Below are 19,241 nucleotides of genomic sequence, written 5' to 3'. Positions count from 1 at the left end.
TGGCGGTCGTGCCCCCGTCCGAGACCGCGCCCGCACCGCTGCCCCGGCTGCCACGGTTCTGGGGTCTGGCGGGGCGCGGCGACGTCGAGCTGGTCGACCTCTACACCCGCGGCTCGCTGCACCTCGTCTACTGGCTGCTGGTCGCCATGGGCGTCGTGAGCGCGGCCGCGGAGCTGGACCAGCAGCGCGACCAGGCTGCGCTCGCGGTCGTCGCCCTCGTCGTGGGCCTCGCGGCCCACCGGGCGATGACGGCGGCCGTCGCCCTCTACCCCGCGTGGGGGCCGTTCCCGCGCCGCCCGGTCGCCGTCCTGCTCGCGGTGGCGCTGCCCGCCGCCGCGTGGGTCCTGCTGCTGCCGGACGCGCGGTCGGTCGGCGCCGCCGTCCTGGTCGCGGGGATGGTCGCGTGGGGGGTGGGCGGCCTGCGCGACCGCCGCGTCCAGGCCGCCGCCGTGGTCGGCGGGGGCCTTTTCGTCGGGGTGGCCGCGGGCAACCCCTTCACGGGCGTGTACGGCGCCGCGGCCTGCGCCTTCTTCGCCTTCACCGTGCAGAGCTCGCTGTGGCTGCTCGGCGTGGTGGTCGAGCTCGACCGGGGCCGCACCAGCCAGGCCGCGCTCGCGGTGGCCGAGGAGCGCCTGCGCTTCTCCCGCGACGTGCACGACGTGATGGGCCGCCACCTCTCCACGATCGCCGTCCAGGCCGAGCTGGCCGCCGCCCTGGCCGAGCGCGGCGACCCCCGCGCGCCCGGCAGGGTCCGCGAGGTGCGGGCCACGGCCCACGAGGCGCTGCGCGAGGCCCGCGAGCTGGCCCGCGGCTACCGCCCGCTCGACCTGGCGCAGGAGCTCGAGGGCGCGGTGGCGCTGCTCGGGTCGGCCGGCATCGCCGCGACCGCAGACCTCGACGGGCTGCCGGAGGCGTGGCACCCGCCGGTCGCCCGGGTGGTGCGCGAGGCCGTCACCAACGTGCTGCGCCACTCCCGGGCCACCCGGGTCGGGATCGGGTACGCCGACGGCGTGCTGGTGGTGCGCAATGACGGGGTCGCCGAGGGCGGTGCCGTCGCCGGGGGCGCCGGGGACGGCACCGGGCTGGCCACGCTGGCCGACGACGTCGCGACGCTGGGTGCCCGGCTGGACCACGAGCGGGTCGGTGACGAGTTCGTCCTGCGGCTGCGCCTGGCCGGCGACCCGCGGGGGGAGGCCCGGTGACCGGGGAGGGCGGGACGCGCCCGGTCCGGGTGCTGCTGGCCGACGACGAGAACCTGATCCGCAGCGCCCTGGCCCAGATGCTCGACCTCGAGGAGGACCTCGAGGTGGTCGCGGAGGCCGCCAGCGGCGGTGAGGCCGTGGCCGCCGCGCTGGCCGCCCGGCCCGACGTGGCGGTGCTCGACCTGCAGATGCCCGACCTGGACGGGATCGAGGTGGCGAGGCGGATCCTCGAGGCGGTGCCCGGCTGCGCCTGCATGGTCGTCACCAGCCACGGACGGCCCGGCTACCTGAAGCGCGCCCTGGCCGGCGGCGTCCGCGGCTTCCTGCCGAAGACGACCTCGGCGGCGACCCTGGCCCAGGTGGTCCGGATCGTGCACGCCGGCGGCCGCCACGTCGACCCCGAGCTCGCCGCGGAGGCCATCGCGGCCGGCGACTCCCCGCTGACCCCGCGGGAGGCCGACGTCCTCGAGGCGGCGGGCGACTCGGCCCCGGTCGAGGAGGTCGCCCGCCGGGTCCACCTCTCGCCCGGCACGGTCCGCAACCACCTCTCCAGCGCCGTCACCAAGCTCGGCGCGACCAACCGCCACGAGGCCGTCGCGACCGCCCGGCGGATGGGCTGGATCTGACGGGGCACCGGCCGACTCTGGTTGGATGACGCGGCAGGACGCCGACAGCGGGTCGGCCGACGCGAGGGGGAGACATGATCTGGGTGGCGGTGGGGCTCGCGGTCGCGGCAGCGGTGGCGGCGTGGACGGCGCACCAGGCGCGCGAGGAGCGGCGCCGGCTCGTCGGCAACGAGACCCTGACGGCCGCCCAGCTGCGCGAGCTGCACGCGGCGGCCGGCGAGGCCGCCGGCCCCGACGCGTTCCGCGAGCCGGTCGAGCTGAAGGGGCGCGCCGCGGCCCACGTCGACGGGCTCCTCACCTCCGAGCTCACCAGCACCCCGTGCGTCTGGTACCGGCAGAAGGTCACCCGCAAGTACGAGGAGGTCCGCCGGGACTCCGACGGCAACCGTCGGGTCGAGCAGCGCGAGGAGGTGATGACCGACCACCACTCCGACAAGGCCTTCTTCGTCGTGGACGAGACCGGCCGGATCCCGGTCGTCCCCGACAAGTCGGTGCAGGGCGCCCGCAAGGTGCTCAGCGAGTTCCGCCAGGCGGAGGGGGGCGGGGGCTCCTCGCGGCTGACCTTCGGCTCCTTCTCCCTCGACCTCCCGTCGGGCAACCGGGGCGGGACGCTCGGCTACGAGTACGAGGAGTGGGTGCTGCCGGAGGGGGCGCAGCTCTTCGTCTGCGGCGAGGCCGTGGACCGCGGCGGCCGGCTGTCGGTCCGCAAGCCCCAGTCCGGCAAGCTCGTCCTCACGACCCGCACCGAGGAGGAGCTGGTCGAGGGCGCCGAGAAGCGCTTCCGGTGGGCCGCCCTGGGCGGGATCGCGGCCGCGGTCGGGGCGGTCGTCGCCCTGGTCGTCGCGCTCGCCGCCTGACCCGTCGTCCGCCTGACCCGTCGCCTGCCTGGCCTGCCGACGGCTACTCGACCGGCTCGCCCGTCGGGTCGGGCGCCGTCCCGTCCTCGAGGAGGTGGCCGCCGACCGGGTCGGCGTGCCACTCGACCAGCCGCCAGCCGCGGGCCGGGTCGCCCTCGACGGTGACCAGCCCGGTGTTGTGCAGCGGGCTGGTGGCCTCGGGGCTGCCGGCGACGTCGGGCACCCGCGCGGCCACCCACGCGCGAATCGCGGCGCCGTGGCTGACCACCAGCGCCGTCGCGGCCCCGGTCTCGGCCACCCGCGCCACGTCGGCGTCGTACCGCTCGAGGAACTCCCGCCCGGTCTCGCCGCCCGGCATGCGCGCGTCGAGCTCGCCGTGCACCCAGCGGTGGACGGTGGTGAGGTAGCCCCGGACGGAGTCGTGGTCGGTGGCCCGCTCGTAGTCCCCGGCCGCGATCTCGTGCAGCCCGGGCAGCTCGTCGCGGGCGAGCCCCGCGGCGGAGGCCAGCGGGTCGGCGGTCTGGTGGGTGCGGACCAGCCGGGAGACGAAGAGCCCCTCGACGCCGCGGGCCCCCAGCGCCCGGGCCGCCGCCGCGGCCTGGGCCCGACCGAGGTCGGTGAGGTCGGGGCCGGGCGCGCCCGTGTCGAGCGACCCCGTCACGTTGGCGGTGGTCTGGCCGTGGCGCAGGAGCAGGAGCCTCATGCCCCGGACGGTACGTCGTACCTGGCGAGCACCCGGAACGCGTTGCCGGCCTGCTCGCCGGGCTCGCCCTGCTCGCGGGCCGCGGCGACCTGCGCGACGACCGCGCCGACGACCGCGACCGGCAGGGCGGCGAGGCAGACCGCCACCCGGGCGGCGCGCTGGGCGCGGGTGGGGTGCGGCAGCCACGGCATCCACGGCCGGGGCACCACCTGGCCGGCGGCGAACCAGACCGCGGGCAGCACGTCGAGCCCCCGGGTGGCGGGCTCGCGGTAGCGGTCCAGCACCGTGAAGCCGCGCTGCTCCAGCGCCTGCTCGAGGCGGGCCATCGAGAGGAAGTGCTGGTGCTGCGGCTGCAGCCACGGCATCCACCACTTGCCCAGCCGGCGACCCGACGGGCAGTCGGGGTCGGGCACCTCGACCATGAGCAGCCCGCCCGGGACGAGCGCGGTGGCGGCGGCGTCCAGCTCGGCCAGCGGCTCGCGGGTGTGCTCGAGGTAGTGCAGCATGCTCACGACGTCGAACTGGCCGGCCAGCTCGTCGGCCACCTCGGGGAAGAAGCCGCGGTGGGCGCGGTCGACCCAGCCGCGCAGGGCGGCGTCCTCGATCGCCTGGCTCTGCTCGACGCCCTCGAACGACGTCCCCGGGAAGCTCTCCTTCGCCACGAGGCAGAAGTGGGCGTGCCCGCTGCCGACGTCGAGCCAGCGCCGGGGGCTGCTCGTCGCGTGCGCGGCGACCATGCCGACGCGGCCGGCGTACTCGTCGTCGGAGGAGGCGAAGACCTTCTCCATCTCGTCGCCGGCGAAGCCGTCGTAGAAGTCGCGGTAGTAGAAGTCGAGCCCCTCGATGCTCAGGCGGGGGTTCTGGAAGACGTGGCCGCAGGCGGCGCACTCGTCGAGGGTGAAGGTGCCGGGCTTGTGCTGGATGAGGTCGGGCGAGGTGACCCGGGGTGCGATGTCGGGGGATCCGCACCAGCGGCAGGAGTCGACCCGCTCCTCGAAGAACCGCTCGGTGCCCTGCTCCAGCTCCTTCTCGTAGAGCGGGCGCAGCTCGGCCGAGAGCCGGACGACGGGCGGCGGCGGGGCCGGGGCGCGCAGCACCGCGAGGAGGCGTCGTACGCCGGCGGGCCGGCCGGAGCCCACGCCGACCAGCCGCGGCTGCAGCGCGTGCGCGACCAGGGCCGGGACGCCGACCGCGGGAGCGAGGAGGGCGCCGGTGGCGGCGACCCCGAGCGCGGTCGTGGCGGCGGCCCGCTGGCCGGCGGCGTAGCGGTCCAGCACGGTGCGCTCCAGGGTGAGCTGCTCGCTCGGCGAGAGCGCGACCGCGCGCTCGGCGGGGGCGAGCACCAGGTCGGTGGAGCGCGGGGCGAAGCGCTTCACCTGGCGGCTGACCCCGACCAGCTCGGCCGGCGTGAGCGGACCCCCGGGCAGCGCCGCGCGCCGGGCCAGCCCGGTGCGCACCAGCAGCGCGTGTCCGGCGGTGTGGCCCTCGCGCAGCGGGTCGCGGCGGAAGGAGCGGGTGTCGACCTGCCGGAGCAGGCCCAGCGCCCGCTCGGCCGGCAGGTCGCCGGGGACCAGGTCGACGGCGTCGAGCCCCTCGGCGTCGGCCCACGCGACCGCGGCCGCGAGCGTGGCGGGCGCCGGGGTCACCCCGTGCGCGGCGACGACGGTCCAGTCGTCGGCCACGGCTGCGTCCGTCGGCGCGTCCGGCGCGTCCGGCAGCGTGGCGAGCCCGGCGGCGCGCCCGCGCAGCCGGAGGCCGTTGGCCACCGTCCCGACGGCGGTCGCGGCGGTGAGGATCCTGGCGGCGCGGGTGAGGCTTCGGCGCATGGCACGTCCCTGGCTCGTGGAAAGGTGCCCAGACCCTACTGGCTCACGGCCGGGCCGGCAGGACGCGTCCGGCGACCTCCCCGAGGGTGATCCGGCCGCCGCCCGTGCCGGGCGCGGAGTAGCGCAGGACGACCTCGTCGCCGTCCTCCAGGGCGATCCGCTCGCCGTCGCCGACCCGCACCGGCTCGCGCCACCCCCAGGTCAGCTCGAGCAGCGAGCCGAGCTGGTCGCGCTCCCGGCCCGAGATCGTGCCGGAGGCGAAGAGGTCGCCGGGGGTGAGCGAGGCGCCGTTGACGGTGAGGTGGGCGAGCATCTGGGCGGGCGACCAGTACATCGAGGCGTACGGCGGCCGGCTGACGACGTGCCCGTCGATCTCGACCTCGACGTCGATCGCCAGGCCCCGGGTGCGGCCGGGCGCCAGGTAGGGGAGCGGGGTGGGGTCCTGGCCGGGGAGGTCGGTCCAGGCCGCCTCGAGCGCGGCGAGCGGGGTGACCCACGCCGAGACAGTGGTGGCGAAGCTCTTGCCGAGGAAGGGGCCGAGCGGCACGTACTCCCAGCCCTGGACGTCGCGCGCGCTCCAGTCGTTGAGGCCGACGACGCCGAAGACGTGGTCGGCGAACGCCTCGGCGGGCACCCGCTCGCCGAGCGCCGTGCCGACCCCGACGACGAAGCCGAGCTCGGCCTCGAGGTCGAGGCGTCCGGTGGGGCCGAAGACCGGGGCGGGGTCCGACGGGTTCTTCCGCTGACCCGACGGGCGGACGATGCCGGTGCCGCTCACCACGACCGTCCCGGCGCGGCCGTGGTAGCCGACCGGGAGGTGCTTCCAGTTGGGCAGCAGGGGCTCGGCGTCGGGGCGGAAGATCCGTCCGACGTTGGAGGCGTGCTGCTCGGAGGCGTAGAAGTCGACGTAGTCGCGCGGCTCGAACGGCAGGTGGAGGGTCACGGCCTCCAGCGGCAGCAGGTGCTCCTCGCCCCCGCCGCCGGCCAGCAGGACCCTGACCTCGGCCCGCACCGAGTCCCACGCCGCCCGGCCGCGCGCCAGGAAGCCGTTGAGCGAGGGCGCGCGCCAGCCGCCGTCGGGGAAGGCGGAGGCGAGGTCGAGCACGCGGTCGCCGTACCGGACACCGACCCGCCGCTCGCCGTCGTCGGCGGTCGTGAGGACGCCGTACGGCAGGTGGTCGAGCCCGAAGCCGCCGCCGTCCGCGGTGACGGCGCTCACGCGCCCTGCTCCCCGAGCAGGCCCAGGGCGCGCAGGTCGGCCAGCGGCTCGTCGACCGAGCAGGATCCGAACGAGGTGAACCAGCGGCGGGCCCCGGCCAGGGCGTCCTCGGCGAGCAGGGCGGCGGCCAGCGTCGCCCCGTCGCGTTCGGCGAGCGTGGCGACGACCTCCTCGCGGCCCGCCCCGTCGAAGGCGCGGCGGGTGGCCAGCAGGACGTTGGCGAAGCCGTGCTGGTCGTCGTGGCGCACCGCCCGGTGCAGCCCGGCGGTGCACTTGAAGGGGGTCTCCCGGTCCAGCGCCGCGTCGATCTTCTCCGCCAGGTCGGCCTCGTCGGCCGGCAGCGAGCCGTCGGGGGCGCCGGTGCGCAGCTTGAGGCGCAGCTCGACCGCGGCCACCTCGTCGGCGGCGCGCAGCCAGCCGGCGCCGACTCGGCCCGGGAGCTCGACGTGGACGGGGGTGTCGTCGTCCAGCACGCCCTCGGCCCGGGCGGTGTCGACCGCGGCGACCACCCGGCGGGCGTTGCCGGGGAGGTCGTCGAGGTCGCGGAGCGCGATCTCGACCCCGGCCAGCGTGAGGCCCGAACGGGCGGCCAGCGTGAGCGGCCCGACCAGCTGCCCCGCACCCCCGGTGACCACCACGGAGACCGGGTGGGCGAGGGCGGCGAGGTCGGGCAGGTCGGTGTCGCGGGCGACGAAGGAGCCGACCAGGCCGGTACGCCGGTGCGCGGGGTGGGCGGCGAGCGCCTCGTCGAGCGGCAGGTCGCCCGGCGGGAAGATCGCCGCGTCGTCGACGATCCCGGCCCAGGCAGGGGGGAGGGAGGGGTCGGGCTGGTGGGTCGCTGGTGTGCTGGCGGTCACGGGGCTACTGTAACCACCACGCGATATTCGGCGAATCCTGTTCGTTTATCGAACGCACCACGGGGCCGGGACGTCGGGTCCCCAGCGACGAGGAGGTCGGGATGCCCTACTACCGCAGCGTCGGCGACGTGCCGCCCAAGCGGCACACGCAGCACCGCGACCCCGAGGGCCGCCTCTACCGCGAGGAGCTGATGGGGGAGGAGGGGTTCTCCTCCGACTCCTCCCTGCTCTACCACCGCGGCGTCCCGTCGGCGATCGTCGCCAGCGAGGTCTGGGAGCTGCCCGACCAGTCGCGCACGCCCAACCACCCGCTCAAGCCGCGGCACCTGCGGCTGCACGCCCTGGAGACCGGCTCCGACCCGGTCACCGACCGCCGCGTCGTCCTGGCCAACGGCGACGTCCGGATCTCCTACGTCGTCACCGGCACCGCCCCGAGCCCGCTCTACCGCAACGCCACCGGCGACGAGTGCGTCTTCGTGGAGTCCGGCAGCGGGGTGGTCGAGACCGTCTTCGGGGTGCTGCCCTACGCGGCCGGCGACTTCGTCCTGGTCCCGCGCGCCTGCGACCACCGCTGGGTGCCGGCCGAGCCGTCGCGGCTCTACGCGGTCGAGGCCAACAGCCACGTCCACCCCCCGAAGCGCTACCTCTCGCGGTTCGGGCAGCTGCTCGAGCACGCGCCGTACTGCGAGCGGGACCTGCACGGCCCCGCCGAGCCGCTGCTGGTCGCGACAGGCTCGACCGACGACCCGACCGACGTCGAGGTGCTGGTCAAGCACCGCACGTCGGCGGGCGTCGTCGGTACCCGGCTCACCTACGCCACCCACCCCTTCGACGTGGTCGGCTGGGACGGCTGCCTCTACCCGCACACGTTCAACGTCTCCGACTTCGAGCCGATCACGGGGCGGGTCCACCAGCCGCCGCCGGTCCACCAGGTCTTCGAGGGCCACAACTTCGTGGTCTGCGCCTTCGTGCCGCGCAAGGTCGACTACCACCCGCTCGCCGTCCCGGTGCCCTACTACCACTCCAACGTCGACTCCGACGAGGTGATGTTCTACGTCGCCGGCGACTACGAGGCGCGCAAGGGCTCCGGGATCGGGCTCGGGTCGATCAGCCTGCACCCCGGCGGCCACGCCCACGGGCCGCAGCCGAGCGCGATCGAGGCGTCGCTGGGCGCCGAGCGGTTCGAGGAGCTGGCCGTCATGGTCGACACCTTCGCCCCGCTCGAGCTGGGGGAGGGCGGGCTCGCGGTCGAGGACCCGGCGTACGCCTGGACGTGGGCCGGCCGGGGACCCGCCTAGGCGCGCTGGTCGGGCCTGTCAGGATGGGCGCGTGGAGGGACGCAAGCTGCTGCTGGCCGTCGACGCGCCCTCCCTGCTGCACCGGCACCACCACGCACGCGCCCACTCCGACCTGCGCGACCGCCACGGTCGGCCCGCGTGGGCGCTGCACGGGATGCTGCGCCAGATCCTCGAGGCGATCGACATGTTCGCCCCCGACGCGGTGATCTTCGGCCTCGACGACCGGATGTCGTCGGTCCGTGAGGAGCTCTACCCCGACTACAAGGCCGGCCGGGCCGAGAAGGACCCCGCGCTGGTGGAGCAGCTCGAGCGGGCCGGCGCCCTCCTCGACGCCCTCGGGCTCGCGACGCTCACCCCGCCCGGGCTGGAGGCCGACGACGTCAACGCCTCCGCCGCGACGTGGGCGGTGGCCCACGACTGGGACTGCGTGCTCGTCACCTCCGACCGGGACTCCTTCGCCCACATCAGCGACCACACCCGGGTGCTGCGGCTGATCAACGGCGGGATGGCCGGCTCGCCGCTCCTGACCCCGCGGGCGCTGCGCGCGATGTACGGCGTGACCCCGGCGCAGTACCTCGAGTTCGCCGCCCTGCGCGGCGACGCCAGCGACAACCTGCCCGGCGTCGCCGGGCTGGGCGAGAAGACCGTGCCGGTGCTGCTCTCCCAGGCCGGGTCGATGGAGGCGGTCTGGGCCGACCTCGACCACTGCGAGGGACGGCACGTCGTGGCCGCCCTCGACTCCTGGGCCGAGGAGACGGGCCAGCGCCGGCTGGGCGCGGGGCTCGTCCGGCGGCTCGGCGCCGAGGGGGCCCGGGAGCGCTACGCGTTCAACCTCGCCCTCATGTCGGGGCGGACCGACCTCGACCTCGGGCTCACCCCCGACGTGCCCGGGACGCCCGGCCTGCTCCCGCTCGACCCCCTGCGCGTCTCGCGGGTGGTCGGCCACCTCGGGGTCGAGGGCACCACGGCCCTGGCGCTGCGCGTGCTCACCGAGGCCCCCGCCTCGGCCGGCGCGGTGGCCTGGGACGCGACCCTCAGCTGACCTCGCGGCCGTCCGTCGCCAGGTGGGCCAGGACACCCCGCTCGAAGGTGCGCACGCCGTCCAGCCGCAGCCGCTGCGGCGGGTTGGCCGCGAGCAGCGCGTCGACCTGCTCGGCGGTGCCGAGCTGGAGCACCGCGTGGCCACCGTCGGCGAGGTGCCGGTCGATCAGCGCCACGCAGAGGGCCGCCACGTCGAGCCCGTCGGGGCCGCCGTCGATCGCGAGCTCCGGGTCCTGGGGGTAGCGGGTAATCTCCGCCCGCGGCACCCACGGCGGGTCGGCGCAGACCAGGGCGAACCGCTCGTCGGGCGCCAGCACCTCGTCCATCCAGCCGTTCCGGACCTCGGGCGCGAGCCCGGCGGCGGCCGCGTTGGCGGCGGCGAACTCGCAGGCCACGGGGTTGGCGTCGACCATCACCAGGTCGCGCCCGGTGAGCCGCTGGAGCAGCAGCCCGATGTGGCCGGCCCCGCTGCACAGCTCGAGCGCCGGACCCTCGGGAGCCTGCGGCGAGAGCTCGGCCAGCCACTCCGCCTGGGCCGCCGTCCACGGGCGCGGCTCCAGCACGCGGCCGTCCCAGGCGATCCGCAGCCCGCCCACGACGCTCTCCCTGGTCTCCTGCTCCCGAGTCTCCATGGCCGTTGATCATGCCAACCCGGCCCAGCGCATACTCGTGCGGTGACGCAGACGACCCCGCTCGACCCCCGCAGTCGGCGGGCCCTGGTCGCGGTCCCGGTCGTGCTGGCGATGCTCTCGATGATCGGGCCGTTCAGCATCGACACCCCCTTCCCGGCGTTCACCGAGATGGGGCTCGACTTCGGCGCCGGGTCGGCCCGGATGCAGCTCGTCGTGACCTCCTACATGGTGGCCTTCGCGGCGATGAGCGTCTTCCACGGCCCGCTCTCGGACGCCGTGGGCCGACGCCCGGTGATCGTCTGGTCGGTCGCGGTCTACGTCGTGGCCTCGCTCGGCGCGGCGCTCTCGCCCGACCTGGGCGTGCTGCTGGCCTTCCGGGTGCTGCAGGGGCTGAGCGCCGGGGGCGCCACGATCGTCAGCCGCACGATCATCCGTGACCTCTTCGAGGGCGACCAGGCGCAGGTGCTGATGAGCCGGGTGGCGATGATCTTCGGCCTCGCCCCCGCGGTGGCGCCGGTCGTGGGCGGGGCGGTGCTGCAGCTCGGGCCGTGGCCGCTGGTCTTCGTCTTCATGGCCGCGCTGGGGCTCGTGCTGATCGCCGCGACCGTGCTGGTGCTGCCCGAGAGCCACCCGCCCGAGCGGCGCGTGCCGCTGCGGCCGGCCTCGGTGGTCTCCGGCCTCGTGGCGGTCGCGCGCCTGCCCGCGTTCCACCGGGTGGCGTGGGCGGCGACGCTCGCCTTCGCCGCGCAGTTCCTCTACATCGGCGGGGCGGCGATCTTCGTGGTCGACCTGCTCGGGCTCGGCGAGCTCGACTTCTGGGTCTTCTTCGTCCCGATGATCGGCTCGATGGTCGTCGGCTCGTGGATCTCGGGCCGGGCCGCGGGGCGGATCACCGGGCGTCGGCTGGTCGGCGCCGGCTTCGCGGTCTCGCTCGCCGGCGGGGCGGTCGGGGTGGCGCTGGCCGCCTCGCCGCTGGCGACCGACCTGCCCTGGGCGGTCGTCGGCCCCAGCGTGCTCGCGCTCGGCAACGGGATGTCCTACCCGACCCTGCAGCTGATGCTGCTCGACCTCTTCCCGGAGCGCCGCGGAACGGTCGTCTCCGCGGCCTCGTTCGTCACCCTCATGGTCAACGCCGTCACGGCCGCGCTGGTCACCCCGGTGGTCGGGGTCTCGACGCTGGGCCTGGCCGTGACGGCGCTGGTCGTGGTCGCCGCCGGTCAGCTCTGCTGGTGGCGGCACCGCGTGGTCGAGGACCGGGAGGCGGCAGGAGCCGACCACCCCGTCCCCGAGCACCCCGAGGCGCTGGAGCCGACCGACCTGATGTGAGGCTCCGGCGCGGACTCCCGCGGCCCGCCGGTCAGCCCAGGGTCGGGTAGTCCGTGTAGCCCTCGGCGCCGCCGCCGTAGAAGGTCTCCGGCCGCTGCGGGTTGAGCGGCGCGCCGGTCGCGAGCCGGGTCGGCAGGTCGGGGTTGGCGATGAAGGTCCGGCCGAACGCCGCAGCGTCGATCAGCCCGGCGTCGATGAGGCGCACGGCCTTCGCGGCGTCGTACGACCCGGCGCCGACGAGGGTCCCGGGGTACGCCGCCCGCAGCCGCTCGCGCCACTGGTCGTCCAGGGCGGGCCCGCCGGCCCAGTCGGGCTCGGAGAGGTGGAGGTAAGCGAGGTCGCGCTCGGCCAGCCGGGCCGCCAGGTCGAGACCCTCCTCGGCGCCGGCGGCGTCCTCGAGGCCGTTGAACTTGCCGGTCGGCGAGACGCGGATGCCGACGCGGCCGCGCCCGGCCTCGGCGACGAGGGCGTCGACCACCTCGAGCACGACCCGCTGCCGGTTCTCCAGCGAGCCGCCGTAGGCGTCGGTGCGGTGGTTGGTGACGGCGGAGAGGAACTGGTGCAGCAGGTAGCCGTGGGCGGCGTGGATCTCGACGAGGTCGAAGCCCGCCTCGAGCGCGGTGGCGGTGGCGCGGCGGTAGTCGTCGACCAGCCGGGGGATCTCGGAGGTCTCCAGCGCCCGCGGGACGGGCACGTCGGCGCGCACGATGCGGCCCTGCTCGTCCTTGAGGCTCGTGCGGGTCCGGACCTGCACGGCCGAGGCGGAGACCGGCGGCCGGCCGCCGTGCAGCGACTCGTGGTCGACCAGGCCGGTGTGCCACAGCTGGGCGGCGACGACGCTGCCCTCGTCGTGGACCGCGTCGGTGACGCGGCGCCACGCGGCGGCCTGCTCGCGGGTGTGCACGCCCGGCGTGTCGGCGTACCCCTTGGCCTCCTCGCTGATCTGCGTGCCCTCGCTGATCACCAGGCCGGCGGTGGCGCGCTGGCGGTAGTACTCCACGTGCAGGTCGCCGACGAGGTCGCCGGGCTGCTCGGCGCGCATCCGGGTCAGCGGCGCCAGGAAGACACGGTTGCGGGCCTTGACGGCGCCGAGGTCGAGGGGCTCGAGCAGTCGGCTGAGGTCGGCGGGAGCGTCGGTGGAGGTCATGGGGTGTCGAACACCGCCGGGCCGGTCGACTATTCCGTCCGGGCGTCTCACCGGCGTGCGGTCCCGTCGGCGGGCTTGCGTCGCACGGGAGGATGGACGTCGTACGTCTGCGTCGGGAGGAGCACTCGGTGACCAACCCTGAGCCGCGCCCTGCCGAGCAGGCGATCAGCCACGGGCCCACCGACGTCGCGGTCGAGGTGATGCCGCCCCGGGAGGTCCCGTTGGGCGGGCCGCGCGGGATGCGGGTGCGGCGGACGCTGCCGCAGCGGCACCGCTCGCTCATCGGCGCCTGGTGCTTCCTGGACCACTACGGCCCCGACGACGTCTCCGAGACGGGCGGGATGCGCGTGCCGCCGCACCCCCACACCGGGCTGGCGACCGTGAGCTGGCTCTTCACCGGCGAGATCGAGCACATGGACTCCTCGGGCGCGCACGCGATGGTGCGTCCCGGCGAGTTCAACCTCATGACCGCCGGCCGCGGGATCAGCCACTCCGAGGTCTCGACGCCGGCCAGCGACGTGCTGCACGGCGTCCAGCTCTGGCTCGCGCTGCCCGAGGGGTCCCGCGACGTCGAGCCCCGCTTCGAGCACTACGTCCCCGACGCCATCCGCGGGCCGGGCTGGGAAGGGCGCGTCTTCGTCGGCTCGCTGCTCGGCGACACCTCGCCGGTGACCACCCACACCCCGCTGGTGGGGGCCGAGGTGATGCTCGCCGACCGCGCCGCGCTCGACGTCGACGTCGACCCCGACCACGAGCACGGCGTGCTCCTCGACGTCGGCCACGTCAGCGTCGACGGCCAGGAGGTGAAGCCCGGCGAGCTGGTCTACCTCGGGCCGGGGCGGCGCTCGCTGCGCCTGGAGTGCCACGACGAGGCGCGGGTGGTGCTGATCGGCGGGCCGCCCTTCGGCGAGGAGATCATGATGTGGTGGAACTTCGTGGGCCGCACCCACGAGGAGATCGTCGGCTTCCGGGACGAGTGGCAGGCCCAGCTCCACCGCGACGGCGAGCTGGTCACCAACAGCACCGAGGTGGTCCCGGGCCGGTTCGGGGTGGTCGAGGGGCAGCACCTTCCGCCGCTGCCGGCCCCCACCATGCCCAACGCGCGGTTGAAGCGGCGTCGCTGACCCGGTTCTCCACAGCCCGCTCGCGGCGCGCCCGGGGACGTCCCCGGCCGGTGGCAGACTCCCGGCCATGAGCGAGCTCTCGGTGGTCACCCGTCCGGACGGCGTCGCCCGCTGCCCCTGGGCGGTGGGTCACCCGGTCAACCTGGCCTACCACGACACCGAGTGGGGGGTGCCGGTCCAGGGGGAGTCGGCGTACCTCGAACGGATCACCCTCGAGGCCTTCCAGTCGGGGCTCTCGTGGCTGACGATCCTCAACAAGCGCCCGGCCTTCCGGGAGGCGTTCGCCGGGTTCGACGCCGACGCCGTGGCGGCGTACGACGAGCGGGACGTCGAGCGGTTGATGGCCGACGCCGGCATCGTCCGCAACCGCCGCAAGGTCGACGCCGCCATCACCAACGCCCGGGCGACCGTCGCGCTCCGCGCCGACGGCGGCCTGGAGGCGCTGGTGCTGGCCCACCGGCCCGCCTCGCCGGTCGAGCCCCAGGCCGCGACGACGTCGCCCGAGTCGGTCGCGCTCTCGAAGTCGCTCAAGCGGGCCGGGTTCGCCTTCGTCGGGCCCACCACGATGCACGCGCTCATGGAGGCCGTCGGCCTCTTCGACCCCCACCTGCCCGGCTGCCACCGGCGCGGGGCCTGCTGATGCTGCGGGCGTCCTGATGCTGCGGGGCCTCACCGTCCTGCTCGGCTGCCAGCTCGTCGGAGAGGTGCTCGTGCGGCTGACCGCGCTGCCGGTGCCCGGTCCGGTGGTCGGCATGGTGCTGCTGTTCGGGTTCCTCCAGCTGCGGCGGACGCCGCCCGACGACCCAGCCTCCGGCACCCTGCCTTCCGCCTCCGGCACCTTGCGCGCCGCCGACGTGCTGCTCAAGCACCTGCAGCTCTTCTTCGTGCCCGCGGGGGTCGGGGTCGTCGTCTACCTCGGCGTGCTGCGCGATGACGCCCTGCCGATCGCCGTCGCCCTCGCCGGCTCCTGGCTCGCCGGCCTGCTCGTCGTCGGGTGGACGGTCGCGCTGCTGGGCCGGCGGGCGGCCTCCGACGACGCCCCGGGGAGCGTCTCGTGAGCGAGTGGCGCGAGCTCGTCTCCTCGCCGCTGCTGATGCTCCTGGTCACCCTGCTGGGCTACCAGCTGGGGCTGCAGCTGCGGGATCGGACCGGCGGACACCCGGTGGCCCAGCCGGTCCTCGTGGCGATCGTGGTGACGGTGCTCTTCCTCACGATCGCCGACGTCGACTACGCCGTCTACGCCGACGGGGCCCGGCTGATCAGCTTCTGGCTGGGCCCGGCGACGGTCGCGCTGGCCGTCCCGCTGCACCGACAGGTACGCCGCCTCCGCGGCGTGGTGGGGCCGATGCTGGTGGCCGTCCCGCTCGGGGCCGTGGTGTCGATCGTCAGCGCCCACGGCCTGGTGCGGCTGCTGGGCGGGGGAGAGGAGCTGGCCCTCACCCTCGCGCCCAAGGCGGCGACCACCCCGGTCTCGATCGCCCTCTCCGAGCAGGTCGGCGGGATCCCGGCCCTGACCGCCGTCGTGACGGTGGTGGCCGGGGTGCTCGGCGCCGTCGCGGGCCCGACCGTGCTCACACTGGCCCGGGTGCGGGACCGGCGGGCCCGCGGGCTGGCGATGGGCGCCTCGTCGCACGGGATCGGGACGTCGCGGGCGCTGCACGAGGACGAGACCGAGGGCGCCTTCTCCGGGCTCTCGATGGGGCTCACCGCGCTGGCGACCAGCCTGCTGCTGCCGCTCGTCCTGTGGCTGCTGTGACAACCTGACGCCCGCGCGGCGCCGCGCTCGGGGGCGGCGCGAGCCTGAATGGGTGGTCGTCCACAGGGTCCTTTTGGGTCTTGCAATCGAACATGTGTTCGAGGGAGAATGGGGCATGGCCCGGCGACCGCTCCTGCTGCCCGATTTCTCGGGCGTCGGTGAGGTGCCCCCGGTCCGGGACGTGCCCGGGGCGTTGGTCTCGACGCTGGGGCTCATGACCGGCGCCGGCACGACGTCGCTCGCAGGCTCTTGGGGTGACGAGCCGGGGGAGCCGCGGGTGCCGCTGGACGACCTGGACGCTGCGGGGGTGCTGGCGGCGGCGAAGGCGGAGCTGCGCGTCCGGCGGGCGGCTGAGGTGGCTGAGCTGGAGCTGGCGGCCCGGTGGGCGTTGTTGCACGGCGGTGACCCGGCCGAGGATCCGACGGCGTCGCGGATGGACCGGTTGGTGTGCCTGGGTGGCGAGGGGACGCCGTGGGTGCGGGACCTGTGCATCGGCGAGCTGGCGTTGGTGCGGGGGTGTGGGTGGTCCACGCAGCGGTCGGCGGTCGCTGACGTGCTGGACCTGCAGCATCGCCTGCCGTTGACGTGGGCGCGGGTCCGGGCGGGCGAGGCCGAGGCGTGGGTGGCGCGGCGGGTCGCGGTGGCCTCGCGTCACCTGGGTGCCGACGTGGTGGGGGTGGTGGACGCCGCGGTGGCGCGGATCATCGCCGGGGAGTCCCCGGCGAGGGTGCTGGAGGTCGCGGCGGCGAAGGTGATCGAGGCCGACCCCGAGGCCCACGCCCACCGGGTCGCGCTGGAGCGGGCGCGCAGGTACGTCGCGGTGGGGCGGAGCGACGAGGCCGGCCTGCGGCACGTGATCGCCCGGGTCCAGGCCGGGGACGCGGTCTACGTCGAGGCGATGGTCGAGCGAGTCGCCGAGATCCTCCGCGAACGTCTCTGCGCCGCGGGTGTGCCGGCCGACGAACGGCCCACCCATGACCAGCTGCGCTCCGAGGCGTTCGGGTGGCTGGCCCGCCCCGCGGGGCTTCTGACCCTGCTGCTGGAGCACCACCCCGACAACCACCCCGACCAGCCCGACCAGCCCGACAAGGAGCCCGGCGAAACCGACGAGCCGGGAGAGCCGGGCGACCCGGGCGGGCGGTCCGTGTCGCGGGCACTGGCGTTCCCGGCCGACCTGCTGGCCGCGTTGCGGTGCGTGGACCCGGCCCAGCTGCGCCCCACGGCCCGGGTGCACGTCCACGTGACGGCCCAGGGCCTGGTCGACGCCGAGGCCTCGGTGGCCCGGGTCGAGGAGCTGGGCCCGCTGCTGGTGGCGCGGCTGGCCGAGCTGCTGGGCCACGCGCACGTGGAGCTGCAGCCGGTGGTCAACCTGGCCGAGGAGGTCCGAGGCACCGCCTACGAGCACACCGACCGCCTCAAGGAGCGGGTCTGGCTCCGCGCGGGCGGGGAACGGTTCCCCTGGTCGCGCCACCAGGGTCGCCGGGTCGACCACGACCACCCCCAACCCTGGTCGGCCACGGGCCCGCCGGGCCAGACCGGCACCCACAACTCCCAACCCCTCTGCCGGCGCCACCACCGGTGGAAGACCCACGCCGGGGTCCGGGTCTGGCAGGTCGACCGGGTCCGCTGGCTGTGGCGCACCCCCCACGGCCACTGGTTCCTCGTCGGCCCCGACGGGACCGTCCCGGTCACCGACACCCTCGACTCCTGAACGACCGGTGGTTACTGTCCGGTCGCATGACGCGACGCCATGCCTACGCCGAGGACGCCCTGCTCGACCACGACGCCGTCGGGCTCGTCGAGCTGCTCCACCGGGGCGAGGTCACGCCGGTCGAGCTCGTCGACGCCGCCATCGCCCGCACCCTCGAGGTCGACGAGCACCTCGGCACCCTGGCGGTCGAGATGTTCGACCTCGCCCGGCACCGGGCGCGAGACCCGCGGGGCGGCTTCTTCTCCGGGATCCCGACCGTCATCAAGGACAACGCCGACGTGGCCGGGCTCCCGACCCAGCACGGCACCGACGCCTTCGTGGCCCCGCCCGCCCAGCGCGACGGCGACTTCGCGCGGATGTACCTCGCGACCGGGATCATCCCGATCGGCAAGTCCCGCCTCTCGGAGTTCGGCTTCTCCGGCGCCGTCGACCACCCGCGCCTCGGGCCGGTCCGCAGCCCCTGGCACCACGACCACTACGCGGGCGCCTCCTCGGCCGGCTCGGCCGCGCTGGTGGCCGCGGGAGCGGTGCCGATCGCGCACGCCAACGACGGCGGCGGGTCCATCCGGATCCCGGCGGCCGTCAACGGCCTGGTCGGGCTCAAGCCGACCCGGGACCGGGTGCCGCAGGACAAGCTCAACCGGAGCATGCCGGTGCGGATCGTCGCCGACGGCGTGGTCTCGCGCACGGTCCGCGACACCGCGGCGTTCCTGCGCGAGTCCGAGCGCATCTACCGCAACCCGAAGCTCCCGCCCGTCGGCGACGTCCGCGGCCCCTCGGGCCGCCGGCTGCGGGTCGCGGTGGTCACCGAGGGCGTGGGCCGCAGCTCCTCGCCGGAGGTGCGCGAGCTGACCCTCAAGACGGCCTCGCTGCTGGAGAGCCTCGGCCACCAGGTCGAGCACGTCGACCCGCCGGTGCCGGACTGGTTCGCCGACCACTTCCTGCTCTACTGGTCGATGCTGTCGATGTTCCTGGTCCGCACCGGCCGCCGCACCCACGGCGCCTCCTGGAACCCGGAGAACCTCGACAACCTCACCCTCGGCCTCGACCGCCACTGCCGTCGCCACCTGCACAGGCTGCCCGTCGCGATGGCGACGATGGCCGGCTCCCAGCTGCTGTCCCGCAAGCACTACGAGAAGTACGACGTCACGCTGACGCCGACGCTCGCCACCGAGACGCCGAAGGTCGGCCACCTCGACCCCACCCGGGACTACGAGGAGGTCATCGACCGGATGATGGACTGGGTGGCCTTCACGCCCCTGCAGAACGCCACCGGCGACCCGGCCGTGAGCCTGCCGCTGGCCACCACCGCCGCGGGTCTCCCGCACGGCATGCAGCTGGCCGCGGGTAAGGGCCAGGAGGCCCTCCTGCTCGACCTCGCCTACTCCCTCGAGGAGGGCCAGCCGTGGCCCAGGATCCAGGAGTGAGGGGCCGATTTCTCGCTGGGGTCGGGGCTGTGTATTCTCTTCCGTCGTTGCCCCTTTAGCTCAGTCGGCAGAGCGTCTCCATGGTAAGGAGAAGGTCTACGGTTCGATTCCGTAAAGGGGCTCTGGGACGGGTCCCGTACTCTGGTCGAGTACGGCGCCCCGCCCGGCGGCGGGGTAGCTCAGGTGGTTAGAGCACACGACTCATAATCGTGGTGTCGCGGGTTCGAGTCCCGCCCTCGCTACGAGATCGACCACCGCACCACACTCAGCATTCGACGAAGGACTTCCCGTGGCCAGCAAGAGCTCTGACGTTCGCCCGAAGATCACGCTTGCGTGCGTGGACTGCAAGGAGCGCAACTACATCACCAAGAAGAACCGTCGGAACGACCCCGACCGCCTGGAGATGAAGAAGTTCTGCCCGCGCTGCCGCACGCACACCGCGCACCGCGAGACCCGCTGACGCCCCAGCACGGAGCGCAGCACCCAGCG

Annotated in this window: 19 protein-coding genes and 2 tRNA genes; 15 read left to right on the top strand and 6 right to left on the bottom strand. The window is 75.1% G+C overall.

The window, feature by feature from the left end:
• Positions 1-8 precede the first annotated feature (8 nt).
• The 3 genes from DNK53_RS00605 (at position 9) to DNK53_RS00595 (ending at position 2,685) form a co-directional block, all read left to right on the top strand.
• Complete coding sequence (locus DNK53_RS00605) at positions 9-1,202, top strand: sensor histidine kinase (RefSeq protein ID WP_162599688.1); 1,194 nt, start codon at positions 9-11, stop codon at positions 1,200-1,202.
• A complete protein-coding gene (locus tag DNK53_RS00600; RefSeq protein WP_275425721.1) occupies positions 1,199-1,828 on the top strand; it encodes a response regulator transcription factor in 630 nt (209 codons plus the stop codon). The genes DNK53_RS00605 and DNK53_RS00600 overlap by 4 nt, the downstream gene beginning before the upstream one ends.
• Positions 1,829-1,902: 74 nt before the next feature.
• Positions 1,903-2,685, top strand: coding sequence for a GIDE domain-containing protein (locus tag DNK53_RS00595; protein WP_110180401.1), 783 nt, complete (start codon positions 1,903-1,905; stop codon positions 2,683-2,685).
• 43 nt (positions 2,686-2,728) lie between these two features.
• Here the strand turns inward: DNK53_RS00595 and DNK53_RS00590 are convergent, their stop codons facing one another.
• Genes DNK53_RS00590 through DNK53_RS00575 form a run of 4 tightly spaced genes read right to left on the bottom strand, consistent with a single transcriptional unit; the run spans position 2,729 to position 7,290 of the window.
• Positions 2,729-3,388 carry a histidine phosphatase family protein gene (locus tag DNK53_RS00590; protein WP_110180400.1) on the bottom strand — a complete coding sequence of 220 codons (660 nt, stop codon included), beginning with the start codon at positions 3,386-3,388 and terminating at the stop codon, positions 2,729-2,731.
• Positions 3,385-5,214: a class I SAM-dependent methyltransferase gene (locus DNK53_RS00585; protein WP_110180399.1), complete on the bottom strand. Its 1,830-nt coding sequence runs from the start codon at positions 5,212-5,214 to the stop codon at positions 3,385-3,387. Before DNK53_RS00585 ends, DNK53_RS00590 begins: the two co-directional genes overlap by 4 nt.
• A gap of 43 nt (positions 5,215-5,257) precedes the next feature.
• A complete protein-coding gene (fahA, locus tag DNK53_RS00580; RefSeq protein WP_110180398.1) occupies positions 5,258-6,433 on the bottom strand; it encodes a fumarylacetoacetase in 1,176 nt (391 codons plus the stop codon).
• Positions 6,430-7,290: a hypothetical protein gene (locus tag DNK53_RS00575; RefSeq protein ID WP_204163690.1), complete on the bottom strand. Its 861-nt coding sequence runs from the start codon at positions 7,288-7,290 to the stop codon at positions 6,430-6,432. Before DNK53_RS00575 ends, fahA begins: the two co-directional genes overlap by 4 nt.
• 101 nt (positions 7,291-7,391) lie before the next feature.
• Here DNK53_RS00575 and DNK53_RS00570 point away from each other — a divergent pair, with 101 nt between their 5' ends.
• Both DNK53_RS00570 and DNK53_RS00565 read left to right on the top strand, forming a co-directional pair.
• Positions 7,392-8,588, top strand: coding sequence for a homogentisate 1,2-dioxygenase (locus DNK53_RS00570; RefSeq protein ID WP_110180397.1), 1,197 nt, complete (start codon positions 7,392-7,394; stop codon positions 8,586-8,588).
• 31 nt (positions 8,589-8,619) lie between these two features.
• On the top strand, positions 8,620-9,630 hold the full coding sequence (locus DNK53_RS00565; RefSeq protein WP_110180396.1) for a 5'-3' exonuclease: 1,011 nt from the start codon (positions 8,620-8,622) through the stop codon (positions 9,628-9,630).
• Here DNK53_RS00565 and DNK53_RS00560 read toward each other — a convergent pair.
• Positions 9,623-10,261, bottom strand: coding sequence for a methyltransferase domain-containing protein (locus tag DNK53_RS00560; protein ID WP_110180395.1), 639 nt, complete (start codon positions 10,259-10,261; stop codon positions 9,623-9,625). The two genes, DNK53_RS00565 and DNK53_RS00560, sit on opposite strands and share 8 nt — an antisense overlap.
• 42 nt (positions 10,262-10,303) lie before the next feature.
• Between DNK53_RS00560 and DNK53_RS00555 the strand changes: the two genes are divergently transcribed.
• The gene (locus tag DNK53_RS00555) at positions 10,304-11,587 is read left to right on the top strand and encodes a multidrug effflux MFS transporter (protein ID WP_204163689.1); all 1,284 of its coding nucleotides are present in this window, start codon (positions 10,304-10,306) and stop codon (positions 11,585-11,587) included.
• A gap of 31 nt (positions 11,588-11,618) precedes the next feature.
• Here the strand turns inward: DNK53_RS00555 and nemA are convergent, their stop codons facing one another.
• Entirely contained in the window at positions 11,619-12,734 is a 1,116-nt protein-coding gene (gene nemA / locus DNK53_RS00550) for an N-ethylmaleimide reductase (protein ID WP_110180394.1), read from the bottom strand.
• A 128-nt stretch (positions 12,735-12,862) separates the two neighbouring features.
• Between nemA and DNK53_RS00545 the strand changes: the two genes are divergently transcribed.
• From DNK53_RS00545 to rpmG, 9 genes are all read left to right on the top strand, one after another.
• Positions 12,863-13,858 (top strand): pirin family protein, encoded by a 996-nt coding sequence (locus DNK53_RS00545; RefSeq protein WP_162599687.1) that lies wholly within the window; start codon positions 12,863-12,865, stop codon positions 13,856-13,858.
• Between the two features lie 67 nt (positions 13,859-13,925).
• On the top strand, positions 13,926-14,498 hold the full coding sequence (locus DNK53_RS00540) for a DNA-3-methyladenine glycosylase I (protein WP_110180392.1): 573 nt from the start codon (positions 13,926-13,928) through the stop codon (positions 14,496-14,498).
• A gap of 16 nt (positions 14,499-14,514) precedes the next feature.
• Positions 14,515-14,916 carry a CidA/LrgA family protein gene (locus tag DNK53_RS00535; protein ID WP_110180391.1) on the top strand — a complete coding sequence of 134 codons (402 nt, stop codon included), beginning with the start codon at positions 14,515-14,517 and terminating at the stop codon, positions 14,914-14,916.
• The gene (locus tag DNK53_RS00530) at positions 14,913-15,614 is read left to right on the top strand and encodes an LrgB family protein (RefSeq protein WP_239456287.1); all 702 of its coding nucleotides are present in this window, start codon (positions 14,913-14,915) and stop codon (positions 15,612-15,614) included. Before DNK53_RS00535 ends, DNK53_RS00530 begins: the two co-directional genes overlap by 4 nt.
• 115 nt (positions 15,615-15,729) lie before the next feature.
• Positions 15,730-17,325 carry an HNH endonuclease signature motif containing protein gene (locus tag DNK53_RS00525; RefSeq protein WP_110180390.1) on the top strand — a complete coding sequence of 532 codons (1,596 nt, stop codon included), beginning with the start codon at positions 15,730-15,732 and terminating at the stop codon, positions 17,323-17,325.
• 26 nt (positions 17,326-17,351) lie between these two features.
• Entirely contained in the window at positions 17,352-18,752 is a 1,401-nt protein-coding gene (locus tag DNK53_RS00520) for an amidase (protein WP_110180389.1), read from the top strand.
• A 49-nt stretch (positions 18,753-18,801) separates the two neighbouring features.
• Positions 18,802-18,874: transfer RNA gene (locus DNK53_RS00515), tRNA-Thr, on the top strand.
• 46 nt (positions 18,875-18,920) lie between these two features.
• A tRNA-Met gene (locus DNK53_RS00510) sits at positions 18,921-18,994 on the top strand.
• Positions 18,995-19,041: 47 nt separating this feature from the next.
• Entirely contained in the window at positions 19,042-19,212 is a 171-nt protein-coding gene (gene rpmG / locus DNK53_RS00505; protein WP_110180388.1) for a 50S ribosomal protein L33, read from the top strand.
• The last annotated feature ends 29 nt before the right edge of the window (positions 19,213-19,241 follow it).

Origin of the sequence: Nocardioides solisilvae (assembly GCF_003194625.1) — a bacterium.
Classification (GTDB): Bacteria; Actinomycetota; Actinomycetes; order Propionibacteriales; family Nocardioidaceae; genus Nocardioides; species Nocardioides solisilvae.
The sequence above is the reverse complement of the archived record's forward strand: the minus strand, read 5'-3'. Positions and strand labels throughout refer to the sequence as shown.

What these genes read in the sequence shown, in the direction of transcription:
- DNK53_RS00525 (WP_110180390.1), top strand. Translation starts at nt 15,730, where the DNA reads ATGGCCCGGCGACCGCTCCTGCTGCCCGATTTCTCGGGCGTCGGTGAG.
- nemA (WP_110180394.1), bottom strand. Translation starts at nt 12,734, where the DNA reads ATGACCTCCACCGACGCTCCCGCCGACCTCAGCCGACTGCTCGAGCCC.
- DNK53_RS00535 (WP_110180391.1), top strand. Translation starts at nt 14,515, where the DNA reads ATGCTGCGGGGCCTCACCGTCCTGCTCGGCTGCCAGCTCGTCGGAGAG.
- DNK53_RS00595 (WP_110180401.1), top strand. Translation starts at nt 1,903, where the DNA reads ATGATCTGGGTGGCGGTGGGGCTCGCGGTCGCGGCAGCGGTGGCGGCG.
- DNK53_RS00590 (WP_110180400.1), bottom strand. Translation starts at nt 3,388, where the DNA reads ATGAGGCTCCTGCTCCTGCGCCACGGCCAGACCACCGCCAACGTGACG.
- DNK53_RS00560 (WP_110180395.1), bottom strand. Translation starts at nt 10,261, where the DNA reads ATGGAGACTCGGGAGCAGGAGACCAGGGAGAGCGTCGTGGGCGGGCTG.
- DNK53_RS00520 (WP_110180389.1), top strand. Translation starts at nt 17,352, where the DNA reads ATGACGCGACGCCATGCCTACGCCGAGGACGCCCTGCTCGACCACGAC.
- DNK53_RS00570 (WP_110180397.1), top strand. Translation starts at nt 7,392, where the DNA reads ATGCCCTACTACCGCAGCGTCGGCGACGTGCCGCCCAAGCGGCACACG.
- DNK53_RS00540 (WP_110180392.1), top strand. Translation starts at nt 13,926, where the DNA reads ATGAGCGAGCTCTCGGTGGTCACCCGTCCGGACGGCGTCGCCCGCTGC.
- DNK53_RS00585 (WP_110180399.1), bottom strand. Translation starts at nt 5,214, where the DNA reads ATGCGCCGAAGCCTCACCCGCGCCGCCAGGATCCTCACCGCCGCGACC.